The 26986-nt window shown below is 42.2% G+C and carries 23 protein-coding genes and 1 tRNA gene; 6 read left to right on the plus strand and 18 right to left on the minus strand.

Features of this window, described 5'->3' with window-relative positions:
- Positions 1-116: 116 nt before the first annotated feature.
- Both SE27_RS00930 and SE27_RS00935 read left to right on the plus strand, forming a co-directional pair.
- Positions 117-1577: an ATP-binding protein gene (locus tag SE27_RS00930; RefSeq protein WP_039620042.1), complete on the plus strand. Its 1461-nt coding sequence runs from the start codon at positions 117-119 to the stop codon at positions 1575-1577.
- A 204-nt stretch (positions 1578-1781) separates the two neighbouring features.
- Positions 1782-3299 (plus strand): acetyl-CoA hydrolase/transferase family protein, encoded by a 1518-nt coding sequence (locus SE27_RS00935; protein WP_039620044.1) that lies wholly within the window; start codon positions 1782-1784, stop codon positions 3297-3299.
- Positions 3300-3412: 113 nt separating this feature from the next.
- Here the strand turns inward: SE27_RS00935 and SE27_RS00940 are convergent, their stop codons facing one another.
- Entirely contained in the window at positions 3413-4162 is a 750-nt protein-coding gene (locus tag SE27_RS00940) for a hypothetical protein (protein ID WP_039620046.1), read from the minus strand.
- 179 nt (positions 4163-4341) lie between these two features.
- Here SE27_RS00940 and SE27_RS00945 point away from each other — a divergent pair, with 179 nt between their 5' ends.
- Positions 4342-5040 (plus strand): DsbA family oxidoreductase, encoded by a 699-nt coding sequence (locus SE27_RS00945; RefSeq protein ID WP_039620048.1) that lies wholly within the window; start codon positions 4342-4344, stop codon positions 5038-5040.
- Positions 5041-5122: 82 nt separating this feature from the next.
- On the opposite strand, the gene SE27_RS00950 is transcribed toward SE27_RS00945, so the two are convergent.
- Positions 5123-5323, minus strand: coding sequence for a dodecin family protein (locus SE27_RS00950; RefSeq protein WP_039620050.1), 201 nt, complete (start codon positions 5321-5323; stop codon positions 5123-5125).
- 242 nt (positions 5324-5565) lie between these two features.
- Between SE27_RS00950 and SE27_RS00955 the strand changes: the two genes are divergently transcribed.
- The 3 genes from SE27_RS00955 to SE27_RS00965 all read left to right on the plus strand — a co-directional run bounded on the left by SE27_RS00955 (position 5566) and on the right by SE27_RS00965 (position 7840).
- Positions 5566-5808, plus strand: a complete 243-nt coding sequence (locus SE27_RS00955; RefSeq protein WP_039620052.1) for a glycine zipper domain-containing protein — start codon at positions 5566-5568, stop codon at positions 5806-5808.
- A 230-nt stretch (positions 5809-6038) separates the two neighbouring features.
- Positions 6039-6227: a hypothetical protein gene (locus SE27_RS00960; RefSeq protein ID WP_039620054.1), complete on the plus strand. Its 189-nt coding sequence runs from the start codon at positions 6039-6041 to the stop codon at positions 6225-6227.
- 497 nt (positions 6228-6724) lie between these two features.
- Positions 6725-7840 (plus strand): hypothetical protein, encoded by a 1116-nt coding sequence (locus SE27_RS00965; protein WP_039620056.1) that lies wholly within the window; start codon positions 6725-6727, stop codon positions 7838-7840.
- Positions 7841-7937: 97 nt separating this feature from the next.
- Here SE27_RS00965 and htpG read toward each other — a convergent pair whose 3' ends face one another.
- The 16 genes from htpG to SE27_RS01045 all read right to left on the minus strand — a co-directional run.
- Positions 7938-9860, minus strand: coding sequence for a molecular chaperone HtpG (gene htpG / locus SE27_RS00970; protein ID WP_039620059.1), 1923 nt, complete (start codon positions 9858-9860; stop codon positions 7938-7940).
- A 92-nt stretch (positions 9861-9952) separates the two neighbouring features.
- Entirely contained in the window at positions 9953-10297 is a 345-nt protein-coding gene (locus SE27_RS00975; protein ID WP_039620061.1) for a lysozyme inhibitor LprI family protein, read from the minus strand.
- A 167-nt stretch (positions 10298-10464) separates the two neighbouring features.
- On the minus strand, positions 10465-11067 hold the full coding sequence (locus tag SE27_RS00980; protein WP_039620063.1) for an OmpW/AlkL family protein: 603 nt from the start codon (positions 11065-11067) through the stop codon (positions 10465-10467).
- Positions 11068-11405: 338 nt separating this feature from the next.
- Positions 11406-12773: a Na+/H+ antiporter family protein gene (locus tag SE27_RS00985; RefSeq protein ID WP_039620065.1), complete on the minus strand. Its 1368-nt coding sequence runs from the start codon at positions 12771-12773 to the stop codon at positions 11406-11408.
- 463 nt (positions 12774-13236) lie between these two features.
- Complete coding sequence (locus SE27_RS00990) at positions 13237-13596, minus strand: hypothetical protein (protein WP_039620067.1); 360 nt, start codon at positions 13594-13596, stop codon at positions 13237-13239.
- A 142-nt stretch (positions 13597-13738) separates the two neighbouring features.
- Positions 13739-14281, minus strand: a complete 543-nt coding sequence (locus SE27_RS00995; RefSeq protein WP_039620069.1) for a hypothetical protein — start codon at positions 14279-14281, stop codon at positions 13739-13741.
- Positions 14282-14459: 178 nt separating this feature from the next.
- Positions 14460-18650, minus strand: a complete 4191-nt coding sequence (gene rpoC / locus SE27_RS01000) for a DNA-directed RNA polymerase subunit beta' (RefSeq protein ID WP_039620070.1) — start codon at positions 18648-18650, stop codon at positions 14460-14462.
- An 88-nt stretch (positions 18651-18738) separates the two neighbouring features.
- Positions 18739-22827 carry a DNA-directed RNA polymerase subunit beta gene (gene rpoB / locus SE27_RS01005; protein WP_039620073.1) on the minus strand — a complete coding sequence of 1363 codons (4089 nt, stop codon included), beginning with the start codon at positions 22825-22827 and terminating at the stop codon, positions 18739-18741.
- A gap of 305 nt (positions 22828-23132) precedes the next feature.
- Entirely contained in the window at positions 23133-23498 is a 366-nt protein-coding gene (rplL, locus tag SE27_RS01010) for a 50S ribosomal protein L7/L12 (protein WP_039620074.1), read from the minus strand.
- Between the two features lie 42 nt (positions 23499-23540).
- Positions 23541-24053: a 50S ribosomal protein L10 gene (gene rplJ / locus SE27_RS01015; RefSeq protein ID WP_039620076.1), complete on the minus strand. Its 513-nt coding sequence runs from the start codon at positions 24051-24053 to the stop codon at positions 23541-23543.
- A 303-nt stretch (positions 24054-24356) separates the two neighbouring features.
- Positions 24357-25052 carry a 50S ribosomal protein L1 gene (gene rplA / locus SE27_RS01020; protein WP_039620078.1) on the minus strand — a complete coding sequence of 232 codons (696 nt, stop codon included), beginning with the start codon at positions 25050-25052 and terminating at the stop codon, positions 24357-24359.
- A 2-nt stretch (positions 25053-25054) separates the two neighbouring features.
- A complete protein-coding gene (gene rplK / locus SE27_RS01025) occupies positions 25055-25483 on the minus strand; it encodes a 50S ribosomal protein L11 (protein ID WP_039620079.1) in 429 nt (142 codons plus the stop codon).
- Between the two features lie 118 nt (positions 25484-25601).
- Positions 25602-26135: a transcription termination/antitermination protein NusG gene (gene nusG, locus SE27_RS01030; RefSeq protein WP_039620081.1), complete on the minus strand. Its 534-nt coding sequence runs from the start codon at positions 26133-26135 to the stop codon at positions 25602-25604.
- Positions 26136-26142: 7 nt separating this feature from the next.
- A complete protein-coding gene (gene secE, locus SE27_RS01035) occupies positions 26143-26583 on the minus strand; it encodes a preprotein translocase subunit SecE (protein WP_039620084.1) in 441 nt (146 codons plus the stop codon).
- A gap of 73 nt (positions 26584-26656) precedes the next feature.
- A tRNA-Trp gene (locus tag SE27_RS01040) sits at positions 26657-26732 on the minus strand.
- 52 nt (positions 26733-26784) lie between these two features.
- On the minus strand, positions 26785-26986 hold a 202-nt coding region (locus SE27_RS01045; protein ID WP_039620085.1), incomplete at its 5' end, for an EF-Tu C-terminal domain-related protein.

Here is a 26986-nt window from a genome sequence, read left to right on the forward strand (position 1 = left end):
TAGCTCTATAATAAACCTGCTTTAAGTTTAATTTTTAGCTTTAATTCGTCATGTAGTTCGACTTTTGCTCCCTTTGAGCGCATAAAATCACTTCAAATTCACCATAGGAATTAGGTGTGAAACTCGATCCCATTCATCCACAAAAATTTACTGATTTTGAAACCTACTCAGAAAAGAAACGTACCCGCTGGGAACGCTTCTTAGATAAGGCCAAGCCACGTTCGGGTGCCATGCGCACCACGGTACTGGTGTTATTTATTGTCTTTTTCAGTTTATTTATGTCGTTATGGTTCTTTTGGCGCACCCTTTACCTGCCTGAAATTCAACAGCATGCACGTTACTTAAGTGTTGAATTAGAGATCATTAACAATCCAGATTTACGTATTTTCCACAACGATGCTGAAGTCGACGTCGATACGTGGTTAAAAAACCGTGTCGGCATTGAATATATTACAGATCCAAAACAGTATCCCAATATTCGCGATAAAGTTATTGCAGAGTTTTTTACCAATCAAATTGAAAAAAAGCTGGCCAAAGAATTAAAAGTAGAACAGGTGACGGTTTATTTCCAATTTAAACCTAGTCCACAAATTTGGATTCAAACCCCAGAGATGAACGGTCATTGGGTACGTGAACCGCTAAAAACCTATGCCAACTATAGTCCAGAGTTGGTGTTTGGTTGGTTGTTCGGTGTACCTTTAATTGCCGCAGCCATTATTTTAACCCTCGTGCGCCAATTGAATCGCCCACTACGCCGATTACAAAATGCGGCCAATAACTACAGTAAAACCGGTTCTGCGCCATATTTGGAAACCAATCATGGGCCGCAAGAAATTCGTGAAGTAAACCGTGCCTTTAATCACATGATTTATACCCTTGATCAAGCCGAACGTGACCGACGTATTATGTTGGCCGGTATTTCGCATGACTTGCGCACCCCACTGACCCGAATTCGCTTAAGCGCAGAAATGATGCCGGATGATGATTTTCTCAAAGAAGGGCTGATTTATGATGTTGAAGATATGGATGCCATTTTAAATCAGTTTATCTCTTATATGCGTGATGGCTCAGATGAGGAACTACAAGACACCGACATCAACAGTCTGTTACAGGAACTCATTATTCAGTTTAAGCCGCTGGATATTCGCTTTGAAGCACAGCCATTGCCGCGTATTCAAGCACGCAGTCAGTCGTTAAAACGTCTGATTGGCAATCTGATTAACAATGCCAAACGTTATGGTGCAGAGCCGATTGAGTTGTCCGTCACCGCAGAAGATGAGCATATCTTAATCACCGTGGCCGATCATGGCGAGGGCATTCCAGAAGATCAAGTTGAAGAGCTGATGCAGCCCTTTGTACGCGGCAATGAAGCGCGCACCATCCAAGGCAGTGGTTTAGGACTGGCCATTGTCAAGCGCATTGTCGATATGCACCAAGGTCAACTGACCATTCATAATCGGGCTGAAGCTGGCCTAGAAGTACTTATCTCTTTACCTATTCTTCACAATGCAGCCGAACAGCACAATGCACAAGGTGCTTTGGGTAAAATCAAACAAACCTTGACGGAGCATTTTTAATAACCGAACAAAAAAACAACAAACAGATTTGTTTAATGATTAAGCTCATTTTTTTAAAGCTTTAAAATCAAGCGGCTAAAAGCCATCAAAAATCGTTATACCCACATTTTTTGAAAAAATTAGACCTTAGCCTAACAGGCATGCACAATTTGTTTTGAGGGCGGTACAATCCGTCTAGTTTTGAACAAGAATTGAGCGTAAACCATGTCTTTAGATCGTATTCGTTTAGCGTCACTTCATGACAAAGTCATGAGCGCAGAACAAGCTGCCACTTTTATCCAAGATGGTATGACTGTCGGAATGAGCGGATTTACTCGTGCAGGTGAGGCGAAAGCTGTTCCTTTAGCATTAGTAAAACAAGCGAAAGCTAATCCACTGAAAATTACTTTAATTACCGGTGCCAGTTTAGGCAATGACCTAGACAAACAATTGACTGAAGCTGGTGTTCTTGCACGCCGTTTACCGTTCCAAGTTGACAATACCTTACGTAAAGCCATTAACAATGGTGAAGTGATGTTCATCGATCAGCATTTATCTGAAACTGTTGAACAAATGCGTAACCTTCAGCTTAAAAAACCAGATATTGCAATCATTGAAGCGATTGCTATTACCGAAGATGGTGGCATCATCCCAACCACCTCTGTCGGTAACTCTGCCAGCTTCGCTATTTTTGCTGAAAAAGTGATTGTTGAAATTAACACCAATCTAAGCCCAGCATTTGAAGGCTTGCACGATATTTATATCCCGACTTATCGTCCAACGCGTCAACCGATTCCACTGACGCAAGTGGATGAGCGTATTGGTACTACTGCCATTAATATCGATCCATCTAAAATTGTCGGTATCGTCATTAACAGTGAACACCATGACTCGCCATCGACTGTGACATTGCCAGATGATGAAACCCAAGGCATTGCCAATCACTTGATTAGCTTCTTTGAAGCAGAAGTGGCAGCGGGTCGTTTGCCAAGAAGCTTAGGGCCATTACAAGCCGGTATTGGTTCAATTGCCAATGCGGTATTAACCGGTCTTAAAGATTCAAACTTTGAAGATTTAGTCATGTATTCTGAAGTGCTGCAAGACTGTACTTTCGAATTGATTGATGCCGGCAAAATGAAATTTGCCTCAGGTAGCTCCATTACCCTATCTGAAAAGTATGGCGAAAAAGTCTTTAATAATCTTGAAGCCTACAAAGACAAATTGGTGCTGCGTCCACAAGAAATCTCAAACCATCCTGAATTGGTGCGTCGTTTAGGCATCATTGGCATTAACACCGCACTTGAGTTTGATATTTACGGTAACGTAAACTCAACTCACGTCTGTGGTACCAAAATGATGAATGGTATTGGCGGTTCAGGTGACTTTGCACGTAATGCGCATTTGGCTATTTTTGTGACCAAATCAATTGCTAAAGGCGGTGATATCTCATCCATCGTGCCAATGGCATCGCATATTGACCACACTGAACACGACGTTGATATTTTAGTCACAGAACAAGGTATGGCAGATTTACGCGGTCTTGCACCACGTGAGCGTGCACACGCGATTATTAACAACTGTGCGCACCCAATGTACCGTGATGCACTAAACGATTACTTTGATCGTGCTGTTGCCAAAGGTGGTCATACACCGCATCTACTTCGTGAAGCGCTATCATGGCACTCTAACTTTGAAGAAACCGGCAGCATGTTGGTGACAGAGCCTGAAGCCAAAACGGCTTAATGCTCTAAATTGAATGCTAAAAAAGCGTACTTCGGTACGCTTTTTTATGTCTCAATAATTTTAAGCAGCTGTGATTTAACGTCGATGTGCTGAATCAACGCTTTTGAGCGCCACTATAAACGCTGCTCTAGCGCTTTACGATTTTGCTTTTTGATTTTTTCCATCTCAGCGTTGAGCTGCAATACTTGCTGATACAAGGCATTAAATTGCTGCAATGGTTGATCTTCATAAAACATAAAGGTTTTATTCTTTTTCTGCCATTGATTATTTTTTAAAATATCAAATAATGCGTCGGCTTTGCTTAATATTTGCAACTCTAAGGCAAATAAAGCATGGCTATTATCATTGTCGCGGCTTTCTCGTAAACTGTCGGTTAAACGCTGTCTCAATCCTGCCCGAATAGGTAAATGTTTGGCCTTGCTCAAACTCTGCTCTTCACCTTGCTGCAGCGCTTGTTGATACTGCGTAGTGATCAGATGGGCTTGTTTAAGCATCGCTTCAGTTTCAACAAATTGCTGTTTACGGTCTTGATCCAAACGCTCGATATTTAAAAATTGATCCCAACCAATGGCTTTGAGCTGACGTAAATAAGCATTTCGGGCTTCTACATTGGCCACCATTTGGCTTAGCACAAAATCCGCCATCACTTTATAATCACCCTCTAAGCGATCATCGGACAGTGGCACGTGCATCGGCTCGGACCAGTCTTGTGCTTGCTGATAAATTAACTCAGCTTTTTCATACAAGACTGTTTGGTAATTGTGCAGTTGGCTCAGTTCGTTTTGTTGTGCAGAATACTGATAAAACATCCAGCCAAATATACTGCATGTCGCTAAGGTTAAAATGATAAAAATCTTGGGCATACCAAACTCCGTGCTGCTGATTTTTGTCTAGCATAACGTGATTTACAGCCGATTTGGTTATTTATTCAGCGCAAAATGGTGTCGTTTTGCTATCCTCAGACCAGATAATTGCACGAAAATGCTTTAAATTTTATTCCTCACCCCCATCAACACAGGCAAGAAAAGAAAAGGGCTTAATTATGCGCGTAGATATTTGGTCAGATGTGGTGTGTCCATTTTGTTATATTGGTAAAAAACGTCTAGAGGCAGCTGCCGAACAAGCAGGTCTGGCACTTGAAGTACATTGGCACAGCTATGAGCTTGATCCAGAAGCGCCAGTGCGTCAGGAAGTCTCTAACTCTGAACGTCTGGCACAAAAATATGGCCGTACCGTGGCCGACGTTGAAGAAATGCAACGCAATATTGCCACTATGGCAGCCGAAGAAGGTATTCAGTTCAATTGGGAAAATGCCAATTCGGGGAATACGTTTAATGCACACCGCCTGATTCACTTGGCACAGAGCAAAGGCTTAGGTTCAGAGGCGCAAGAAGCGTTCTTTTATAGCTATATGACGCAAGGTCTGGCCATTGGCGAACGTGAGACACTTGAAGATGTTGCAGCGCGTATTGGCTTAAATCCGGTTGAAGTGGAAGATGTCTTAAATTCAGAAGAATACAGCGACTTTGTGAAATTTGATGAAGATGTCGCGCGTGACCAATTAAAAGTCACTGGTGTGCCGTTCTTTATTTTCGATCAACGCATTGCGCTGGCCGGCGCACAGCCACGTGAAGTGTTCTTACAAGTGTTTGAAAAAGCCTTGCAGAATCCTAAAGCTGAAGTTGAAGCAACTGACGCGGCGATAGCCCAAGATGATCAAACCGATTCGCTTAAACATTAAGTTTAAGCTGGATGTGATCTGCACTCTAAAGATAAAAAAATCCCCAATGTGGGGATTTTTTTGCTTCAGTTATGGCATTCCATTATTCAACCAAGAAACTAATTTTTAAATTCACTCGGTACTCAGTAATTTTATTGTCTTTAATCACAACTTTTTGTTCGTTAATCCAAGCACCTTGTACATTCTTAATGGTTTCTGTGACCTTTTGAATACCGGTCTGAATCGCATCTTCAAAACTTTTATTACTGCTTGAATTCACTTCAACTACTTTTGCAATTGCCATGCTTTATTCCTTCCTGTTTATTGTTGTGAAAAATGATCATAGAATATTTTTTTAGTGCTTGGCTTGAATTTAACATTACAGCGCAAAAACTTACAGGGCCACCACATGATCTTAATCGGCTTAACCGACCTTACAAAAGACAACCTATCGATACAAGGCTTGGACACAAGCTGCGGCGCAATTGGTTAGGCTGTTGTACGGAACATTTAAGTTCTGTCTAACGAAACTTAAAAGAGGTCTATATGAATACTGAAACTCAAAACCCGACACTTGAAGATTCAACTCCATCTCGTACAGAAGACGTAACGCCAAGCCGTTCAAATGCTAAATCACGCTTTTCACCTACCGCCACGGGCGTGTTAATTGGTGCAGTTGCCGGTAGTATCTTGCCTGTATTTGGCACCATAAGCGGCGCGATTATTGGCGGAATCTCGGGTAAAATTTATGAGAAAAAATGCCAAAAGAATTGCCATAAAAATTCATAATTTTCTATATATTTAAACATCTTAAGGCAAAGTCTATCTTCAGACTTTGCCTTAGAGCAAAAACTCTAAACACATGATTTATATAATAATTTTGACTGACCATTCACTTTTTTAATTACTCCAAGCGCCCCTAAGTTGATCATTTTTTGCTACCATTCACATGAAATTTGTTTTCTCTCCCATGTTGTTGTCTATGTGAATGGACATCCTTTTACCTAAAGGAAATTATGATGAACGTTGTTAAATCTGTGTTCGCGTTAGCTGTGTTGGCGGCTTGTGCTCATGTATCTGCCTCACCGATTGTGGCTACACCAGACTTTCCAGTGAAAAAAACCATGGAAACTGTGAAAGCTGAACAGGCAGCACCGGCTTGTCAATGTCCGACTCAACAAGTGTCTGCTGCGAAAAAAACAGCTTAAGAAAATCGATTGATATTGATTAAAAAATAGACTGCCGTATCGGTGGTCTATTTTTTTATCCCGCGCTTTGATCCTGCCAGCAGAGCAGATACAGTGTGCAGCAGTGAAAGCATTTTTTTAATGTTTAATGGACGATTAAAAACGCTTTTATCGACTGAACCGAGCACTGTTTCAAGTTAAAGTTATTTTAATAGCTAAAATATCGCAGTTTTAACCGTCACTGGTATGAGAATATTTTATCATCCGGTTAAAAGTGGATTAATCTTTTAACCGCGGCTTAAGCTTATGTTATTTTGATTGCCATTATGATCAAGCATTGCCAATTAACCGTACAACTAACGCTTTTTATACTAAAGCTGACTGGCTTTATATAAAAAAGTGACAGTTTAAATTGCCGAATGCTTAAATTTACCAGACTAGAAAAAGCTTGCTTTTTGGTCTTGTTTTTAACAAGAATATTAGATAACAAGTGACATAAAAGCCAGGATACGTTTCACATGAAAATAAGTTTATCGAACCCGTTGTTACTGGCCGTCCTATTGGTAAGCACCCACAGTTCCCATGCCGCAGAAACAACCTTAAAAACAACGACCTCATCAGCAGATAGCCTGACCACATCTGATGACAGTGACAGTTTGCTGTATCAAATCCCCAGTTTAATTGATGCGTTGCCCACCGTTTTACCGGAACAGTCCGATCAGCCAATTGTACCGCCTGCGGAAAATACCGCAGAAAATACTTGGATCGATCGTAAGCAACTTCAAGTTAAGAATTGGGCAGATCATACCTCGCATAAAATGGACAATTGGTTTGGTGAAACTGATCCTGAAAAACCAGCCTCAGCCACCTTGCGTGTGATTGTCGATAACAGCTGGAACAAACATGATGGTTATGAAATTAAGCCACGTATCCGCGGTAAAGTTAAATTGCCAACCTTAGAGCGTAAATTAAGTTTGGTTTTTGGTGATGACTCTTTAGACAACGAATTAACCAATAATGTTGCCATTACCAATGAAAATCCAAACAACAGAAACGATAAAACCTTAGATCAAAAACGCACGCGTGAAAGCAACAGCTCTTTTGCCGTGCGTTGGTCTGATTTTTCAAAGAGTCTGCCTTTTGAAACTGATGCCGATCTGGGTTTGCGTTCAGGTGACGATGTGTACTTACGCTTAAAAGCCAGCAAAGATTGGCAATTGGAAAATGATTTTAGTTTCCATGCCGAACAGATTTATCGTTATGGGCTTGATAGTAAAAACTATTTCAGAACCAATATGGAATTAATTCATGCGCGCCCCAATCAAGCATTTTTATCCAATCAACTTAATCTGACCCATGCCGATGATCAAGACGATGACCTAACATGGGACAACAACCTGTTTAGACAACATCAATTTTTCCATGAAAATACCTTTAGCTACGGCCTGTATACCGGTGGTTTTCTGAACAATAAGGATTTACGTTTAAACAGTTGGGGACCGTTCGTCTCTTGGCGTCAACCGGTCTGGCGTGAATGGTTATATGTACAAGGTGATTTAAATTATATTAACAACCATCGCGATGATCGTAGCCATTTTATCAGTAGCGCGCTGCGTTTAGAGGCTTTGTTTTAATAGCACCGATCAATCGAAATACATTTATGAATAGAGCAGCTGAGCCAACATCAAAAAACCTCCCGCAGGAGGTTTTTTGATATTTTAAAATATGCGGTTATTTTAACAACAAATTATTGATTCGTTTTAAGTATTCCGCAGGATCTTCCGGTAAACCACCTTCAGCAATCAGCGCTTGATCAAAAATCACATGCGCCAAATCATCAAATTGCGTAGAGCTTTCCAGTTTTTTCACCAAAGGATGTTCTGGATTGATTTCCAAAATTGGTTTGCTTTCTGGAATGGCTTGGCCGGCTTGTTTTAACATGCGCATCAACTGCGGTGAAAGTTCCCCTTCACTGGTGACTAAACATGCAGGAGAATCTACCAAACGCGTCGTGACACGCACTTCTTTGGTTTTATCTTTAAGTGAGCTTGAGAGTTTTTCAACCACAGGTTTAAATTGTTCAGCCGCTGCCTCTAATGCCTTTTTCTCTTCGGCATCTTGTAAATCACCCAAATCGACTGCACCTTTGGCGATATTTTGCATGGCTGTACCATCAAACTCATGCACGAATTCCATCGCCCATTCATCCACGCGATCGGCCATCAATAGCACTTCAATGCCTTTTTTCTTAAACAGTTCCAATTGAGGTGAATTTTTGGCTGCCATCAGACTGTCTGCCGTTACATAATAGATGGCTTTTTGCCCTTCTTTCATGCGCGCTTTATAATCGACCAGTGAGGTTGAAACCTCATCATTGCTTGAGGTAGAGAAACGTAAGAGTTTTAAAATACGTTCACGGTTGCCAATATCCTCACCCAAACCTTCTTTAATCACTGAGCCAAATTCAGCATAGAATTGTTTAAATTTGGCTTGATCTTGCTCGTCTTCAGATTTCGCTAAACCATCGAGCATGGTCAAGATACGACGCGTATTACCTTCACGAATGGTTTTGACATCACGGCTCTCTTGCAACAGTTCACGGCTTACGTTAAGCGGTAAATCAGCGCTGTCGACCACGCCTTGTACAAAGCGTAAATAATTTGCAATGAGATTATCCGCTTCATCCATAATAAACACGCGTTTGACATACAGCTTGATTCCCGCCTTGGCTTCGCGGGTAAAAATATTGTGCGCCGCCTTACTTGGCACATACAATAATTGCGTATATTCGGTGCTGCCTTCCACGCGATTGTGCGCCCACGCCAGTGGAGCTTCATAGTCGTGGCTTAAGTTCTTGTAAAACTCAATGTACTGCTCGTCAGTGACTTCATTTTTATTGCGTGTCCACAGCGCACTGGCCGAGTTAATGGCTTCCCATGCATCGCTTTTGACCATCTGACCGCCTGTTGCAGCCTCTTCACCTTCTGCTGCTTCATCGGCTTGCCAAACTTCTTTTTGCATTTCAATCGGCAAACTAATGTGGTCTGAATATTTATTAATAATTTGCTTAACTTTACTGGCTTCTAAATAGTCCAGCGCATCCTCACGTAAGTGTAAGATGATGTCGGTACCGCGCGAGGCTTTGCTAATCTGCTCGACTTCAAAATCACCTGTTCCGGTACTTGTCCAGCGTACAGCTTCAGAAGCGGCTGCACCGGCACGACGAGACTCTACGGTAATTTTGTCAGCCACGATAAAGCCAGAATAGAAACCGACACCAAACTGACCAATCAATTGTGCATCGGCTTTTTGATCACCGGATAATTTAGAGACAAAGTCTTTGGTGCCTGATTTGGCAATAGTGCCTAAGTTATCAATGGCTTCTTGTTCGGTTAAACCAATGCCATTGTCAGAAATGGTTAAGGTTTTATGTTCTTTATCCAAACTGACACGGACATGCAGCTCCGGATCATTTTCATAATATTCAGGATGATTAATCCCTTCAAAGCGCAGTTTATCGCAGGCATCTGAAGCATTGGAAATCAATTCACGTAAGAAAATTTCCGGATTTGAATATAAAGAGTGCGTGACCAAATGTAATAACTGCGCCACTTCTGCCTGAAAACTATGTTTTTGTGTGTGTTGTTCGCTCATTAATCGCTCCTTAACCCATTAAACGCTATATCTTGCATGCTTAATGAATTGGTCTGATGCGCACAGTTTTCAATAGCAAAAAAATCATTTTTTTAAAAAGGCCCTTGTTCATAGATCCGCGCCATATAAATATCCAGTTTCTGTTGGCGCATTTGGTAGACTTCGCTTAAACAACGAATTGAATGACCACACTGATCACGTAGCTGTAACCATTTCACTTGTTCATCTTGAATGACACCGCGGGTACCCATCGGTACGAGACGCTTAATAATATAAAAAGTCGTGGCCATTTTTACATCGGCATCATTTACGGCGCGGGTGTCACAAATGGCATGTTCGGTGACCGTACGCGCCTTGTCACAATTAAAACTGGCCGCATAACTTGATGTGGCCAATACGCTCAAAACCACCCCAGCGAATAGGTGCAATACTCTCATAACCCGTGTTCTCTTTTAATTTATTTTCTATTTTCAACTTAACCAAAATATTCCAGCTTAGACAGTATTAATATGCTGCATCTCTATAAGTTCTTGTAAGTTTAACCATAAAAAAACCCCATCTTAACGATGGGGTTTTGCGCTGTTTCTTTATTTTTATTGTTATCTTAGAATTTGTAACTATAACCCAGTGTATAAATAATTGGATCGATGTCTAAGTCAAATGTCGTGACCCCTTTCACTTCTACTTCTGGGCTTATTTTTGCATAACGCACATCTACAAACACACCCCAGTTTTTTGCATCGGCAGGTTGAAAATTAAACCCCAACTGACCGGCAAGACCAAATTCCTCTTTTACTTTAATCTCTGTGCCTGCCAAAGGACCTGTGCTCTGTTCATCCCATGAAATAAATGCAGTCCCACCAATCCCCACATATGGAGTAAAACCAGTGGCATTTTTAAAATTATATTTCACGGTAAGCGTAGGTGGTAAATGTTTAATCTTGACAGCCTTTACACCATCAATTGCAATATCGTGGCTAATTGGCGCAGCCAACAATAACTCTGCTGAAAATGGTGTATCGGCAAAGAAATATTCAATGGATGGTGTAAAACCTAATTCACTATCCGCTTTGACCACGCCTACACCGGCTAAATTAAAATCACTGGTGGGTGCAATTGCAGAAGCACCCATTTTTACTTGCCAACCGCCGGCCATCGTTGAAGCAGAAATCCCCATTAATGCAATCAAAGCTAATTTTTTTAACATTTTATAAAACCTTTGGAAGAATAATAACAACAAAAATAAAACATTAATTAATAATAAACATGAGTGTAGTTAATATGCAATAGCCAGAAATTAATAATAAATTTATTTATTATTAAGTTATTGATAATATTATTTATTTATTTTAAGTAGACCAACTCGGTTGGTTTTATAATCAACCGAGTTAATCAAAAAATTTATTATATTCCGAGTGTATAACTTGGTTTTATTCTATTAAACATTTATTTTAAATACATCTATTAATCTTTAAACATCTATTTTAAATACATGTATTCATATTATATAAAATTCAAATCAAATAGAGAAAATATCGATTTAAATTAAAGCACCATTGCCGCAATCCAACCAAAAATCATTAGGGGAATATTAAAGTGTAAAAAGGTCGGAATCACACTGTCTTTCATATGGTCATGTTGCCCATCCATATTTAAACCCGCTGTTGGTCCAAGCGTTGAATCTGAAGCAGGAGAACCGGCATCACCTAAGGCAGCCGCTGTACCAATCAAGGCGATGGTGGCAGAAGGACTAAAACCAAATTGAATACATAAAGGCACATAGATAATGGCCAAAATAGGCACGGTTGAAAATGAAGAGCCAATGCCAAGGGTAATTAATAAACCCACCAACAGCATTAAAAATGCCGCCAAGCCTTTACTGTTGCCAATCCACTGTACAGAAGCCTCGACCAAAGCCGGCACTTGATTGGTCGCCTCAATCACGGAGGCAAAACCTTGCGCGGCAATCATAATAAAGCCCACCAATGCCATCATGCGCATACCGGTGATAATCACATCATCGGCTTCTTTCCATTTAAAAATACCGGCAAAACTTAAAATCGCCACACCAATTAAACCGGCTAAAATCATCGAGTCAGAATAGAGCTGCACAATCAGCGTACTGATCACGGCAATAGCGGCCATATATAAGGTAAATTTTGCAATTTGTGGTTGAGTGTTTTTATCTTCTGAGACTTCACCTGAAATACGCTGCGTCGTTCCTTCAATTGGAATATCTGCATAATAACGCGGTTTACGATAGCTAATAAATACCGCCACCAATAAGCCCAAAAACATCCCTGACACTGGAATCATCATGGCTTTGGGAATCTGATCATAAGTGATCTGAAAGCCATACGGCTTACCAAAGGTATTGATATTTTGCCCCAAGACATCATTGAGGAAAATCGCCCCAAAACCGACAGGGATTAACATATAGGTGGCGCACAAACCAAAAGTTAATAAACACACCACGGCACGACGGTCTAGATGCAAGTGATTAAACACTGCCAATAATGGTGGAATCAGCACAGGAATAAAAGCAATATGCACCGGAATCAGGTTTTGAGAAGAGATGGCCGCCAAGACTAGCGTGACATAAATCAGCAGTTTTACTTTATTTTGCGCTTTAACATTGCTATCACCTTTCAAGGTGGTGATCAGCTTATAGGCCAATAGATCAGGTAAACCTGAACGCGCCAAAGCCAGCGCAAATGCACCCAATACCCCATATGCCAGGGCAATTTTTGCCCCGCCACCTAAGCCATTATTAAATGCCTCCATGGTGCCATGCAGACCCAAACCTGCCAGTAGGCCGCCTGTAACGGCCCCAATCACCAAGGAGAAAACCACAGGGACTCGTGCTAGCGAGAGTCCAAACATAACAACAATAGCAGCAATAATTGCAAACATAGTGAATCGAAAATCGGGAAAAAAGGCATTTTATCAGAATTCAATAGCAATATTGCAGCTGAACCAAAGCACAGCTGGATCTAACCAAATGAAAACTGCGGCGACAGCAGCTGAACGATCCATCGGTGACACATCATAAGCGCTGAGTTTTTATTTTGAATCTTGCACACAAGGCCATTTTATTGTTCAGCTAAACAACGCGTATCCAAGTATGCAAAATCTAAGCTGAGCTGATTAAAATAGCGACATCGTGAAAAAATTAATACATTCCTGCTTATCAGTATTAAATCCAGCCCCCTGCCGGAAGATTAAAACTGATTTAAGCCCTACCCGTTAGGGTTATTTTAAAGCTTAAAAATATAGCCATAACATTATCATTTTAAGCTGATATTTTAATTTTCAATATGTTCTGGCATTAAAAAAGCGCTTGATCAACAAGCGCTTTAACTAATCTATTAAGCGATTAACGTTTTTTATTTTCGATAGTGGCACCTGCCCCACCACCGATTGCACCACCAATGGCTGCACCGGCATTGCCACCAATAATACTTTTACCTACCGCTGAACCAATTGCACCGCCCACACCACTATAGGTTGCGTTACGATTAGAACCATTTTGTGCTTTACTGCCCACGGCTGCACCAGCACCACCACCTAAGGCCGCACCCACACCACCGCCTAGATTATTACCCAAACCACCACCAACCGCGCCGCCTAAAGCTGCTGCGCCAACACGTTGGTCATTAGCAGACATACTTTCACAACCTGCCAACATAACGGTTGATACTGCGGCAACCATTACCATGCTGATTAACTTTTTCATATCATTTCCCCTTGTGATCATTCCCTTTAGCTTATGCTTATTCTGTGAAAATACTCCATAGGAAATGTTACAAGCTACAGCTAAAGTGCAGTATTTTGTAAAAAATACTTAATAATCAAAGAAAATTTCACACACTCAGAGGTTATTCAGGTTTTGATAAAATCACCACATCTTTGGTTGTGTGACCATTCTCGCTTAACACCGCATGCGAAACCTTGGCAGGACTTCCCATATGACTTTCCTGATCAAGTTTTAAACCACGACGCACCGGCGCTTGCCCTTCTTTAAACTCAACGCCTTCAGCAGAGATTTCCTTACGTTCAGCCAAGGTCTGGCCTTGCTGTGTTAGCTTTGTAGCGACTTCAATTTTCGAAGTCGGAACAATCACACTGCCCTTTTGTAAAACAGGAACAGCTAGCTTTTTTTCTGAAAATTGTGTTTGATTGTCTTCTAAATATACTTCACGGGCAATAATATCTTTGCCTTTATTGCTCACTTCAAAAATGGTGGCCGCCACTTGACGAACAGGCGCCTGACCTTTGATGGTACGAATAACTTCGGTCTTTAACACAGGCACTACGGCTTTATCTTGCACCACAATAGTGTGCGGTAAAGGTGCAGCAAATCCCGCACTGCTAAAGATACTCAAAGCAGCAAGGGTTAAAATTTTATTCAAGTTTTTCATTTTAAATGATCTCCACATCTTTTATTGATGATTTTAATTACGCTGAATCAGTAATTTAAAGCTGCTCTTTTCACTATAGGAACAATCGAAGTCACTGCAAAGGCTTTTAGCACAGCAATAACAAAAGACCTAAAAAAAGACGCCCGCAGGCGTCTTTTTTAGATATTCAACGTCAGAATTAGAATTCTTCGTTAAATGCTTGGCTCAAGGCTTGATCAACATCACTAAAGTCATTCACGAGTTCGTGTTCAGCAGCTTCTGCTTCTTGACGACGACGCTCTAAATGATAAGCAAGACCGGTACCGGCAGGAATCAAACGACCTACAACCACGTTCTCTTTCAGACCGCGTAAATCATCTTCTTTACCCGTTACCGCAGCTTCAGTTAATACACGCGTTGTTTCTTGGAACGATGCCGCAGAAATAAACGAGTCAGTTGAAAGCGATGCTTTGGTAATACCCATTAACTGGCGTTCATACTTCGCTGGGAACTTGTTTTGCGCAAGTACAGCTTGGTTTTCAGCAACCATGCGGATGTAATCCACTTGTTCGCCTTTAATAAAGCTAGTATCACCACCATCGGTAATTTCAACTTTACGCAACATTTGACGCACAATCACTTCGATGTGTTTGTCGTTGATTTTTACACCTTGTAGACGATAAACGTCCTGAACTTCGTTCACGATGTAGTTGGTCAACGCCACTTCGCCTTTTAGACGTAAGATGTCATGTGGGTTTTGTGGACCGTCAGATACAGTCTCACCACGGTTCACATGCTCGCCTTCATAGACGTTAATGGTACGCCATTTTGGAATCAACTCTTCGTAAATCTCAGAGCCATCATCTGGTGCAATCACTAAACGATTCTTACCTTTGGTCTCTTTACCGAAGCTTACAACACCTGAAATTTCAGCCAAGATTGCATGTTCTTTCGGTTTACGTGCTTCGAATAAATCCGCTACACGTGGTAGACCACCGGTAATATCACGGGTACGTGAAGTTTCTTGTGGTACACGACCGATAACATCACCCACACCAATTTTCTCGCCATTACGCACAGAAAGAATAGTGTTTTGTGGTAAGAAGTAGAATTGCTCACCGCCATCGACAGTATCCAATACCACTGCAGGACGTAGATCTTTACCTGACGCTGGACGTGAAGTCACAGGTAAGATTTCAATCGTGGTCATGCCCGTTGCATCATCGGTTTTTGAAGTCACGGTTACGCCATCAGCGATTTGGCTGAAACGTACTTTACCGGCAACTTCGGTAACCAATGGATGTGTATGCGGATCCCATTTTGCTACGATTCCGCCTGCCGCTACTGCTTCGCCATCTTTTAGCAAGATAGAGGCACCGTATGGCAATTTATAACGTTCGCGCTCACGGCCTAAATCATCGGCAATACCAATCTCACCAGAGCGTGAGGTTGATACCAAATGACCTTTGATGTGTTCCACAGCTTTTACATTGTGGAAACGCACTGTACCTTTGTTACGTACTTGTACGCTGTTGGCCGCAGATGTTCGACTTGCTGCACCACCGACGTGAAAGGTACGCATGGTTAACTGAGTACCCGGCTCACCGATTGATTGCGCTGCCATAACACCCACCGACTCACCAGGATTTACCTGATGACCACGAGCAAGGTCACGACCATAACATTTCGCACAGACACCGAAAGTCGATTCACAGCTTACGACTGAACGTACTTTCACTTCATCGACACCCGCTTCTTCAATGAAGTTTGCGAGTTTTTCGTCAATTAACGTATTACGTGGCAGAAGAACTTCATCAGAACCGACACGTTTCACATCTTCAGCGACCACACGACCCAATACGCGAGCACCAAGGTTTTCAATGATGTCACCACCTTGAATAAATGGTGTCATCACTAAGCCGCTTAAAGTACCGCAATCTGGTTCAGTAATCACTAAATCTTGTGCCACATCGACTAAACGACGAGTCAAGTAACCTGAGTTCGCTGTTTTAAGTGCGGTATCGGCCAAACCTTTACGTGCACCATGGGTTGAGATGAAGTACTGAAGTACTGTCAAACCTTCACGGAAGTTGGCTTTAATTGGGGTTTCAATGATCGAACCATCTGGTTTCGCCATCAAACCACGCATACCTGCCAACTGACGAATCTGCGCAGCACTACCACGAGCACCCGAGTCAGACATCATGTAGATACTGTTGAATGATTTTTGCTTCTCATCTTCACCCTGTTTATTTTTAACAGTGGTAAAAGACAAGTTATCCATCATTGCTTTGGCAACTTGGTCATTGGTACGTGCCCAAATATCGACCACTTTGTTATAACGCTCGCCCGCAGTTACGAAACCATGCTCGAACTGTTGTTCAATTTCACGAACTTCAGTTTCCGCTTTTTCAATAATCGTATATTTGGTTGGCGGAATAACCATATCTTCCATACCAACAGATACACCTGAACGCGTCGCTTGACGGAAGCCCAAATACATCAATTGATCGGCAAAGATAACGGTATCTTTTAGACCCAATTTACGGTAGCACGAGTTAATTAATTTCGAGATGTTCTTTTTGGTCATCTCAACGTTAATTTGTTGGAAGTCCATACCTTCAGGCACAACTTCCCACAGTAAACAACGACCTGGCGTCGTATCTACAATAATGGTTTGATGTTCGCGGTTACCATCTTCATCAATCACTGTTTGATGAACACGAGCTTTCACGCGCGCATGCAAGTTCACCTGACCCGTTGCCAAAGCACGGTTCACTTCATCGGTGTCTGCAAAGACCATCCCTTCACCTTGAACATTGATTGCATCACGGGTGATGTAATACAAGCCCAAGACCACGTCTTGCGACGGTACGATGATTGGTTCACCGTTGGCTGGCGACAAAATATTGTTGGTCGACATCATTAACGCACGCGCTTCTAACTGCGCTTCAATGGTTAATGGTACGTGAACCGCCATTTGGTCACCATCGAAGTCGGCGTTAAATGCCGCACAAACGAGGGGATGCAAACGAATGGCTTTACCTTCAATTAAGGTCGGTTCAAATGCTTGAAGACCCAAACGGTGAAGTGTTGGCGCACGGTTCAACATTACAGGATGTTGACGAATTACGTGAGCAAGAACGTCCCAAACTTCTGGAGTCTCGCGCTCGACCATTTTCTTGGCCGCTTTAATCGTAGTGGCTTGACCAGAGGCTTGTAGTTTTGCAAAGATAAATGGTTTGAATAATTCCAAGGCCATTTTCTTCGGTAAACCACACTGATGTAAACGTAAAGTCGGGCCTACGGTAATCACCGAACGACCAGAGTAATCGACACGTTTACCCAATAAGTTCTGACGGAAACGACCTTGCTTACCTTTGATCATATCGGCCAAAGATTTAAGCGGGCGTTTGTTTGAACCGGTAATCGCACGACCACGACGACCGTTATCAAGCAACGCATCTACAGACTCTTGCAACATACGTTTTTCGTTACGTACGATGATGTCCGGCGCTGAAAGATCAAGCAGACGTTTTAGACGGTTGTTGCGGTTAATCACGCGGCGATACAAGTCATTCAAGTCAGACGTAGCAAAACGACCGCCTTCAAGTGGAACCAACGGACGAAGATCAGGTGGTAGTACTGGAAGTACCGTTAACACCATCCATTCTGGTTTGTTGTTCGACTCTTTAAATGCTTCCATCAACTTCAGACGTTTCGATGCTTTTTTAAGCTTGGTCTCTGACGTTGTTTGTGGAATTTCTTCACGAAGACGCGAGATTTCGTTTTCAAGATCGATGTCTTTCAACAAATCTTGAATCGCTTCTGCACCCATTTTCGCGCTGAATTCATCACCGTGTTCTTCTAATGCGGTGAAGTATTCTTCATCATTTAGAAGTTGGTATTTCTCCATTGGAGTCATACCCGGATCAGTCACAACGTATGATTCGAAATACAATACACGTTCAATATCACGCAAAGTCATATCTAAAAGTAGACCAATACGGGATGGTAATGATTTCAAGAACCAGATGTGTGCAACAGGTGACGCAAGATCAATATGACCCATACGCTCACGACGCACTTTGGCCGTAGTTACTTCAACGCCACATTTTTCACAAATGACGCCTTTGTATTTCATACGCTTGTATTTACCACACAAGCATTCGTAATCTTTTACTGGACCAAAAATTTTGGCACAGAACAAACCATCACGTTCCGGTTTGAAGGTACGATAGTTAATGGTTTCAGGTTTTTTAACTTCACCGTGAGACCATGACTTAATCATTTCTGGCGACGCAAGACCAATACGGATGCGATCAAACTCTACTGGAGCGTGACCGTCTGAATCCGTCTTTTTGCGCATGATATCGAGCAAGTCTTTCAATTTTTTTCTCCGTGTGTCAGGGAGCTCTCACTCCCCAACTGGGTCACAAATATTGTGTTCTACCTGAAATTCGGTACAAGCTTAACGCTTAGTCACCATTTTTCAGTTCAATGTTGATACCTAAAGAACGGATCTCTTTAGTCAATACGTTGAACGATTCAGGCATGCCCGGATCCATATGATGGTTACCATCGACAATATTCTTGTAGATGCGAGTACGACCTTCAACGTCATCCGACTTAACCGTCAGCATTTCTTGTAGCGTATATGCTGCGCCATAAGCCTCTAATGCCCAGACTTCCATCTCACCGAAACGCTGACCACCGAATTGTGCTTTACCGCCCAATGGCTGTTGTGTTACCAGTGAGTAAGAACCGGTTGAACGTGCATGCATTTTGTCATCCACCAAGTGATTCAGTTTCAACATGTACATGTAACCTACGGTCACTGGACGGTCGAAACGTTCACCTGTGCGTCCGTCAAACAATACTGTTTGACCTGAACGTGGAATATCCGCAAGCTCAAGTAATTCTTTAATCTGATCTTCATTTGCACCATCAAATACTGGCGTGGCCAAAGGCACACCACCACGTAAGTTTTTCGACAGTGTTAAGATTTCATCATCGGTTAAGCTATCAAGATCTTCTTGTTCGCCACCCACTTTGTTATAGATTTTATCTAAGAACAAACGGAGTTCAGCAATGGTGCGTTGCTCTTGCAACATCTTGTCGATTTTCTCGCCAAGACCTTTTGCAGCCATACCCAAATGCGTTTCAAGAATCTGCCCCACGTTCATACGTGAAGGTACACCCAATGGGTTTAAAACGATATCCACCGGTACACCGTTGGCATCATGTGGCATGTCTTCAACAGGTAAGATGTTTGAAACCACACCTTTGTTCCCGTGACGACCGGCCATTTTATCACCCGGCTGGATGCGACGTTTTACAGCCAAATACACTTTAACAACTTTTAATACACCAGTTGTTAGCTCATCGCCTGTAGAAAGTTTGCGTTTTTTCTCTGCAAATTTCTCGTCAATCTCAATGCCTTTTTCTTTCAAGAAGACTTGAATTTGTGTCAAGCGTTCAGCAATGCCTTCATCACTTGGTTGAATTTCAAGTAGATCAACCAGCTCTAAACCAGACAATACATCTTCGACCAGTTTGTCACCACGTTTGGTGCTACCGCCACCATTGGATTCTTGACCTTTCAACAGGCGAATAATACGTTCGCGTGCTGCTTCTTCAAAGATTTTAAACTCTTCTTTTAAATCTTTACGGTATGCATCAAGTTGTGCTTTTTCAATTGCTTGTGCACGTTCGTCTTTTTCAAGACCATCACGCGTAAACACTTGCACATCAATTACCGTACCTTTAACACCTGAGGCAACACGTAAAGACGAATCTTTTACATCTGCAGCTTTTTCACCAAAGATTGCGCGAAGCAATTTTTCTTCTGGTGTTAACTGGGTTTCACCTTTAGGCGTTACTTTACCGACTAAGATGTCACCAGCAGTCACTTCAGCACCGATATACACGATACCTGATTCATCCAATTTAGACAGTGCAGCTTCACCCACGTTAGGAATATCGGCAGTAATTTCTTCTGCGCCCAACTTGGTATCACGTGCAACACATGACAATTCTTGAATATGAATAGAGGTTAAACGGTCTTCTTGAAGTACACGCTCAGAGAGTAAGATCGAGTCTTCGTAGTTGTAACCATTCCACGTCATAAACGCAACGCGCATGTTTTGACCGAGTGCCAATTCACCGCCATCTGTTGATGGACCATCTGCTAATACGTCGTCACGACCAACTTTGTCACCAATTTTCACCAAAACTTTTTGGTTAATACAGGTGTTTTGGTTTGAACGGGTATATTTGATCAGGTTGTAGATATCTACACCTGCTTCACCGGCGATCATTTCTTCTTCGTTTACACGAATAACCACACGTGAGGCATCAACAAACTCAATACGACCGCCACGTTTAGCCAGAACACATACACCTGAGTCATGTGCTACGTTGGCCTCCATACCGGTACCAACAAGTGGCTTGTCCGCAATTAACGTCGGTACAGCCTGACGTTGCATGTTTGAACCCATGAGTGCACGGTTGGCATCATCGTGTTCAAGGAATGGAATCAGTGAAGCAGCAACTGAGACGATCTGCTGAGCAGACACATCCATATGCGTCACTTTTTCAGGCGGCATACGTACGAAGTCACCTTGATGACGTACCGATACGAATTCTTCTGTTAATTTACCGTTTTTATCTAGACTGGCATCGGCCTGTGCAATAACAGTACCCACTTCTTCAATCGCAGATAAATACTCGATATCCATGGTGACGCTGCCGTCAATCACTTTACGATACGGTGTTTCTAAGAAACCGAAGTTATTGGCTTTGGCATACACTGAAAGCGAGTTGATCAAACCAATGTTTGGTCCCTCTGGCGTTTCAATTGGACAAACACGGCCGTAATGGGTTTGATGTACGTCACGTACTTCAAAACCTGCACGTTCACGCGTTAGACCACCGGGTCCAAGTGCGGATACACGACGTTTGTGTGTAATTTCAGACAATGGATTGTTCTGATCCATAAACTGAGACAATTGGCTTGAACCAAAGAATTCTTTGATTGCTGCAGCAACAGGCTTGGCATTGATTAAATCTTGCGGAGACAAGTTGTCTGTTTCAGCTTGACTTAAACGCTCTTTAACTGCGCGCTCGACACGAACCAAACCAACACGGAATTGGTTTTCAGTCATCTCACCCACTGAACGTACGCGACGGTTACCCAAGTGATCGATATCATCGACTTCACCCTTACCGTTACGAATTTCAACCAGTGTTTTAAGCACATCGGTAATATCGTGATTCGATAAAATACCTTCAACTTCACGTGATTTCTGATCTGTACCAACTTCGTAAGGACGACCCAAACGACGGTTGAACTTCATACGACCCACTGGAGACAAGTCATAACGTTCAGATGAGAAGAACAAGTTGTTGAATAGGTTTTCAGCTGCTTCTTTAGTTGGTGGCTCGCCTGGACGCATCACTTTGTAGATTTCAACCAATGCTTCTTCACGACCAGAAGTCGTATCTGCACGTAGAGAATCTGCTACAAAAGAACCACGGTCGATGTCGTTGGTGAACAGAATGTTAAATTGCTTAACTGCACCTTCGGCCAATTTCACCATAATTTCATGATTGAGCACTGTATTTGCAGCAATCACTTCGCCATCACGTAAAGGCACATCTTCAGCAACAATACGCTCATACAAGTATTCATCAGGAACTGGCAATTTGGTAAGACCAGATGCTTCCATTTGACGGACGTGACGTGCATTGATACGCTTACCTTGTTCTACAATCGCTTTGCCGTCAGCATCGAGAATGTCGAATTGAGCCATTTCACCGCGCAGGCGTTCAGGCACAAGGTCAATTTGGTAACTGCCCATGTCTAGATAGACTGGAACTTTTTCATAGAACATGTCGAGGACTTGTTCGTTGCTATAACCCAATGCGCGTAGCACCACAGTCGCAAGTAATTTACGACGACGGTCAATACGAACAAAGACTAAATCTTTTGCATCGAATTCAAAATCCAACCATGAACCACGGTAAGGAATAATACGTGCTGAATAAAGCACTTTACCACTAGAGTGGGTTTTGCCTTTATCGTGGTCAAAGAATACACCCGGTGAACGGTGTAATTGAGATACGATTACCCGCTCAGTACCATTGATCACAAAGGTACCATTTTGGGTCATGAGTGGCATTTCACCCATGTAAACTTCTTGCTCACGCACATCTTTAATTGATTTGGTTTCGCGATCTTTAATGATCAAGCGAATTTTTACGCGCATTGGTGCTGCATAAGTTGAACCACGTAAAATACATTCACGTACATCAAACTCAGGCTTACCAAGGCTATACTCAACAAATTCTAAAGCAGCATTGCCAGAATAACTTTCAATAGGAAAAACTGAACGAAATGCGGCTTGGAGACCGATATCTTCGCGGTTTTTTGGAGTTTTGCCATCTTGTAAGAATGTTCTGTACGAGTCGACTTGAATCGAGAGCAAGTACGGAGCATCCATGACGCTAGGCAATTTACCAAAATTCTTACGAATCCGTTTCTTTTCGGTATATGAGTATGCCATCTGGAGTCCTCGGAAAGTAAACTAAGCTCGCCTGCAGAACGAGCCTAGAAGGAATTACACAGGCCGATATGGCCACCACTTTTTACAAATGCTGCAATTCTTAGTGGTATTAAAACGCTTAGCAATATTTTCAAATATGAAAAAATATTGATAAAAGTTTGATATTATTGACTTTTCATAAAAATCGATGCTTTAAGCATCAACCAAACAAAAATCGAGCCGATAATTGTAACGCAAAAAGGCTGATGACCCAAGAGCCATCAGCCAATTTTTGGGGTTAATTTAAAATTAGACCCCTCGCCCAATTACTTAACAGTAACTGTAGCACCAGTTGCTTCAAGCTTAGTTTTAAGAGCTTCAGCATCTTCTTTAGAAATCGCTTCTTTAACAAGTTGTGGAGCGCCTTCAACTAAATCTTTAGCTTCTTTCAAGCCAAGACCAGTAACTTCACGAACTGCTTTAATTACAGCTACTTTGTTTGCGCCGAAAGAAGTCAACTCAACGTTGAATTCAGACTGTTCTTCAACAGCTGCAGCAGCAGGACCAGCAGCAACAGCAACAGCTGCAGCAGATACGTTGAATTTTTCTTCGAAAGCAGAAATAAGTTCAACAAGTTCAAGAACAGTTTTTTCAGAAACTGCGTTTAGGATTTCTTCGTTTGTTAAAGCCATGAGAGTAACTCCAAATGGGTATTGAATGGTGTGAAAGTAGATTTAAGCTGAAACAGCTTCTGACTCGTTTTTCTCTTGAAGCGCTGTAAGTAAGCGACCCAATTTCGAAATAGGAGCTTGAAGAACAGATGCAAGCATAGTGAGCGCTTTTTCTTGGTTCGGAAGATTTGCGATAACGCTAACTTCATCACCTGAATAAACTTTGCCATCAAATGCGGCAGCTTTTAATTCAAATGATTTGTTAGTTTTAGCAAATTCTTCGAACAAGCGTGCAGCTGCACCCATATCGTCTGCAGAAGTTGATAAAGCAATGATTGTTGGACCAGTCAAAGTTTCGTTCAAGATATCAAATTGAGTACCTTCGAACGCACGTTTTGCCAAAGTATTACGAACAACACGAACGTAAACACCTGACTCACGAGCTTGAACACGAAGTTGAGTCAATTGACTAACGTTCAAACCTTGATAGTCGGCAACAACAGCAGAGAAAGCAGTGCTGGCAGCTTTATTGACTGCAGCAACGATCTCTTTTTTGTTCTCTAAATGTAGAGCCACTGTAAAACCTCCTAACGGTGATTTATGCACTCAAACAAGTGCACTCCCAATTCGTAAGCCAATACTGACTTACACGCGGAGGAGGAATAAATCACACCACCGCGTCTACTCAGGCTGGTTTTTTAAGATTGCGGTTCGAAAACCACCCTCGCCTGAGGTCTTTGACGCTGATAAATTAATATTTATCAATTCAAAGTACGCCTAAGCTTGCAAGCAACCCAATACAGGGTTTTGCTTGCGTAAATTTCAAAGCAGTACTTTAAAATTCACTCAGGGCTTTAAAATTCTGTTTTAAGTTAAGACTTAAAGCGAAACGTTTGCCACATCAATTGTTAGACCAGGACCCATAGTAGAGCTCAAAGTGATCTTTTTGATGTAAACGCCTTTAGACGTTGCAGGTTTTGCTTTCTTAAGGTCAACTACAAGCGCTTCAATGTTTTGACGGATCGCAGCAGCATCAAAGCCAACTTGACCAATCGCAGCATGAATAATACCGCCTTTGTCTACACGATAACGCGCTTGACCAGCTTTTGCATTTTTAACTGCAGTTGCTACGTCAGGCGTTACAGTACCGACTTTAGGGTTAGGCATTAAGCCACGTGGCCCAAGAATCGTACCCAATTTACCAACAACACGCATAGCGTCAGGAGCTGCAATTACTACGTCGAAGTCAAGGTTACCCGCTTGAATGCTTTCAGCAAGATCTTCAAAACCAACGATGTCCGCGCCTTCAGCTTTAGCCGCTTCAGCAGCAGCGCCTTGAGCAAACACAGCAACACGTACAGTTTTACCGGTACCTGCAGGAAGTGTAGTTGCACCACGAACCACTTGGTCCGATTTACGTGGATCAACACCAAGGTTTACTGAAACATCCAAAGATTCTTTGAATTTAACAGCAGGAAGATCATTTAGAACTTGTACTGCTTCTTCCAAAGTATAAACTTTGTTAGCTTCAATAGCAGAAGCAATGGCTTTTTGACGTTTAGTTAATTTAGCCATTTTTATAGCTCCACTTCCAAGCCCATAGAACGCGCAGAACCAGCAATGGTACGTACACGTGCGTCTAAATCAGCACCAGTTAAATCTGGTTCTTTAGTAGTCGCAATTTCTTCCAATTGAGCGCGAGTCAATGTACCAACTTTAGTTTTGTTGGGTACAGCTGAACCCTTTTGGATACCGGCAGCTTTCTTAAGAAGAATCGCAGCAGGTGGAGTTTTCATGATGAATGTGAACGATTTATCGTTATACACAGTAATCACAACTGGAATTGGTAGACCAGCTTCAACTTTTTGTGTCGCAGCATTGAATTCTTTACAGAATGCCATGATGTTCACACCACGTTGACCTAGTGCAGGACCAATCGGTGGAGAAGGGTTTGCTTTACCAGCTGGAACTTGCAGCTTGATATAGCCATCAATCTTCTTAGCCATTTCAAATTACCTCTGGGTACAAACGCCGCTAGGCTCCCCAATGCTATTTATGCAACAATACTGTTACAACAACAATGCCCAATTCATGACAAATTGGGCGTTTTTCAACCAACTTATATTAGTTCGCTTTTTCGACTTGACGAAATTCGAGTTCTACTTGGGTTGGTCGATTAAATACATTAATCGTTAGTGTCAAACGAGATTTCTCGTATTGAACTTCTTCCACCACACCTTTAAAGTCGGTGAATGGACCATCAATAACCAATAATTCTTCACCCGGTTCAAACATCGTCTTAGGACGAGGTGCTTCACCCGTATTACGTACACGCGCAAGAATCGCATCTGCTTCTTTTTGCGTAATTGGAGCCGGTTTTTCAGCCGTACCACCAATAAATCCGAGCACTTTTGGACATTCTTTCACAAGATGCCAAGTTTCGTCATTCATTTCCATTTCAACTAATACGTAGCCTGGAAAGAATTTACGCTCTGATTTACGCTTCTTACCATCCTTCATCTCTACCACTTCTTCAGTAGGAACGAGGACTTCACCAAAGCTATCGGCTACAGCGCTACGCTGGATTCGATCATTAAGTGAGCGCATCACTTGTTTTTCATAACCTGAATAGGCATGAAGAATGTACCAACGTTTCATAGCTCTCTTACCCGATAATAAACTTCATTAACCAGCCTAAAATGTAATCAAAACACCATAAAACAATCGATGCGATTACAACAACTGCAAGAACATGCCAAGATGTGGTCACCGTCTCTTGCTTAGTCGGCCAAGTCACACGACGCAGCTCTACTCGCGCATCTTTCAATAAACGAACAAAAGCTTTGCCTTGATGGGTGGCGTATAATAAACCTAAAGCCACGACGACACAAGCCAAAATCACACCAACAAGCACACCTATATTGTTGGCAGGCGCCCAATAGGCTGGCAAGTATTGCCCCGCCATAGCCGCACCAATCAATAAAATCAATGCGATAACCCATAGAACTATATCTATAGGGGAACCAGAATGGACAACTTCAACAGGATTATTTCTTTGTGGAATTGGCGCTTCGCTTAATGCGTCACGCGATTTATCATTCGACATTTTTGTACTCGTCGTAGGCTTCGCGATTTATTATATGACAGTTTAACCAGCATCAAGCTTTTTTTTAAAAAAATGGCAGGCCAGGAGGGACTCGAACCCCCAACATTCGGTTTTGGAGACCGACGCTCTACCAATTGAACTACTGACCTAACGTACAAATCGGCAACTTTTGCCACCGATTTGTATTTTTAACTTTTTATATTATAGGGTTACTTTAGCCACAACACCAGCACCAACTGTACGGCCGCCTTCACGGATCGCAAAACGTAGACCTGGGTCCATTGCGATTGGGTGAATAAGCTCAACCGACATTTCAACGTTGTCACCTGGCATAACCATTTCAGTACCTTCTTGTAATTGGATTGCGCCAGTTACGTCAGTGGTACGGAAATAGAATTGTGGA

It is taken from the genome of Acinetobacter harbinensis (assembly GCF_000816495.1).
Taxonomy (GTDB): Bacteria; Pseudomonadota; Gammaproteobacteria; order Pseudomonadales; family Moraxellaceae; genus Acinetobacter; species Acinetobacter harbinensis.

Coding starts and splice junctions, on each gene's coding strand:
- SE27_RS00935 (WP_039620044.1), top strand. CDS start 1,782: ATGTCTTTAGATCGTATTCGTTTAGCGTCACTTCATGACAAAGTCATG.
- SE27_RS00940 (WP_039620046.1), bottom strand. CDS start 4,162: ATGCCCAAGATTTTTATCATTTTAACCTTAGCGACATGCAGTATATTT.
- SE27_RS00945 (WP_039620048.1), top strand. CDS start 4,342: ATGCGCGTAGATATTTGGTCAGATGTGGTGTGTCCATTTTGTTATATT.
- SE27_RS00950 (WP_039620050.1), bottom strand. CDS start 5,323: ATGGCAATTGCAAAAGTAGTTGAAGTGAATTCAAGCAGTAATAAAAGT.
- SE27_RS00955 (WP_039620052.1), top strand. CDS start 5,566: ATGAATACTGAAACTCAAAACCCGACACTTGAAGATTCAACTCCATCT.
- SE27_RS00960 (WP_039620054.1), top strand. CDS start 6,039: ATGAACGTTGTTAAATCTGTGTTCGCGTTAGCTGTGTTGGCGGCTTGT.
- SE27_RS00965 (WP_039620056.1), top strand. CDS start 6,725: ATGAAAATAAGTTTATCGAACCCGTTGTTACTGGCCGTCCTATTGGTA.
- htpG (WP_039620059.1), bottom strand. CDS start 9,860: ATGAGCGAACAACACACACAAAAACATAGTTTTCAGGCAGAAGTGGCG.
- SE27_RS00975 (WP_039620061.1), bottom strand. CDS start 10,297: ATGAGAGTATTGCACCTATTCGCTGGGGTGGTTTTGAGCGTATTGGCC.
- SE27_RS00980 (WP_039620063.1), bottom strand. CDS start 11,067: ATGTTAAAAAAATTAGCTTTGATTGCATTAATGGGGATTTCTGCTTCA.
- SE27_RS00985 (WP_039620065.1), bottom strand. CDS start 12,773: ATGTTTGCAATTATTGCTGCTATTGTTGTTATGTTTGGACTCTCGCTA.
- SE27_RS00990 (WP_039620067.1), bottom strand. CDS start 13,596: ATGAAAAAGTTAATCAGCATGGTAATGGTTGCCGCAGTATCAACCGTT.
- SE27_RS00995 (WP_039620069.1), bottom strand. CDS start 14,281: ATGAAAAACTTGAATAAAATTTTAACCCTTGCTGCTTTGAGTATCTTT.
- rpoB (WP_039620073.1), bottom strand. CDS start 22,827: ATGGCATACTCATATACCGAAAAGAAACGGATTCGTAAGAATTTTGGT.
- rplL (WP_039620074.1), bottom strand. CDS start 23,498: ATGGCTTTAACAAACGAAGAAATCCTAAACGCAGTTTCTGAAAAAACT.
- rplA (WP_039620078.1), bottom strand. CDS start 25,052: ATGGCTAAATTAACTAAACGTCAAAAAGCCATTGCTTCTGCTATTGAA.
- rplK (WP_039620079.1), bottom strand. CDS start 25,483: ATGGCTAAGAAGATTGATGGCTATATCAAGCTGCAAGTTCCAGCTGGT.
- nusG (WP_039620081.1), bottom strand. CDS start 26,135: ATGAAACGTTGGTACATTCTTCATGCCTATTCAGGTTATGAAAAACAA.
- secE (WP_039620084.1), bottom strand. CDS start 26,583: ATGTCGAATGATAAATCGCGTGACGCATTAAGCGAAGCGCCAATTCCA.